Below are 1145 nucleotides of genomic sequence, written 5' to 3'. Positions count from 1 at the left end.
GCCGCGGAACGTGCCTGACTGACACGTTGCGAGATCGAGACCGCAGAACTTCAGGAACTGACGATGATGCTTGAAGCGGCGCAGATCGCCAGCCTCGGCCAGGATGGTCAGTGCGTTGATCGGACCGATGCCCGGAATGTTGCGCAGCAGCCGGTAGTCGACATCATCGGCGAGCCGCGTATGAGCCAGCCGCTCGATCTCGTCGCGCTGCTGAATGAGACTGCGGCCCTGCGCGATGACCATGCGGAACATGGTGATGGCTGCGGAGTCTTCCGGCACCGGCAGTGCCGCCGAGGCGGACGCCGTCTCGTAAATGTCGTTGATGAGCCGCGCCTTGGAGACCTTCCGGCCGATGAGCGGCCACGCCGCGGCCGCGAACGCCTCGCGGTCCAGCGCCGTGATAGTAGCCGGCGTCGGGAACCGCTCGATGAGCGCGAGGAACCAGTCGGACCGGCTGTTGCCTGCGAAGCGGGCGATCTCGGGGAAGTACAGCGGCAGGTAGTGAGTCAGGATCCGGTGCCAGGTCTGCGTCTTCATCCTGGAGATCATCTCGTGGGTTTTCGACAGCTCCTGCAGGTCGTTGATCCCGGCCACCAGCGGATCGACGTAACACTGTGTCGCACCGATCCGCAGCATGTGCAGGATGACCTGCGCGTCCTTGGGGTCGTTCTTGTCCCAGCCGTTGTGCAGCGCCTCGCGCGTTCGGGCGAGGGCGACCGACGAGATAAGGCGCAGCTCTAACCCCGCCATCAGCAGCCGATGTGCCAACGTGCGATGGTAATTACCCGTCGCCTCGAATCCTACGATGATGGGGCGACCGATGGCAGCGAGTTGCTCGGCAAAGCCGTCATAGTCCTGCCTGGTCGCCCTGACGGTCATCCGCCGACGCCGGCCGCCTTCCGGTCGCTCGATGAGGACCTCCTGCCGGTTCTTGGACATGTCGATGGCTACCAGCACGGCGCCAGCAGGCGTAGAGGTGAGCTTGGTCATGGTCGGTCGGCCTCCAAAGTGTTGTCTCGACAACCTCACTTTAGATACCTGCCGGCCGGCCATGGCTTGCTCTGATGAAGCCTGCGGCCGCTACGCGGCCTTGTCTTCATCAGGGCCATAGCGGCTCCCGAACCAGCGCTTCCCAATGTGCTACG

At 63.9% G+C, this 1145-nt stretch carries 1 protein-coding gene; it reads right to left on the bottom strand.

The features are described from left to right. The coding region (locus tag ACT53K_RS19355; RefSeq protein WP_476230452.1) for an IS110 family RNA-guided transposase at nt 1-990 on the bottom strand (990 nt) is incomplete at its 3' end. Between the last annotated feature and the right edge of the window lie 155 nt (nt 991-1145).

This window comes from Sphingomonas sp. DMC8 (assembly GCF_056314185.1).
This window is presented reverse-complemented; position numbering and strand designations above follow the sequence as displayed.